This window comes from Shewanella sp. AS16 (genome assembly GCF_021412365.1).
Taxonomy (GTDB): Bacteria; Pseudomonadota; Gammaproteobacteria; order Enterobacterales; family Shewanellaceae; genus Shewanella; species Shewanella salipaludis.
On sequence record NZ_JAKCLK010000174.1, the window covers coordinates 1 to 304 of the forward strand.

At 53.6% G+C, this 304-nt stretch carries 1 pseudogene; it reads left to right on the forward strand.

Annotation, left to right across the window (positions count from 1 at the left end):
* Positions 1-304: pseudogene (gene aceE / locus LZP73_RS19850) on the forward strand (pyruvate dehydrogenase (acetyl-transferring), homodimeric type); the annotation flags it as partial.

Here is a 304-nt window from a genome sequence, read left to right on the forward strand (position 1 = left end):
TCGCTTTCGTTCGTGCCCTGAACGTAATGCTGAAGAACAAGTCGATCAAAGACAGGCTGGTACCGATCATCGCCGACGAAGCGCGTACTTTCGGTATGGAAGGTCTGTTCCGTCAGATTGGTATTTACAGCCCGAACGGTCAGCAGTACACCCCGCAGGACCGCGAGCAGGTTGCTTACTATAAAGAAGACGAGAAAGGTCAGATTCTGCAGGAAGGGATCAACGAGCTGGGCGCAGGTTGTTCCTGGCTGGCAGCGGCGACCTCTTACAGCACCAACAATCTGCCGATGATCCCGTTCTACAT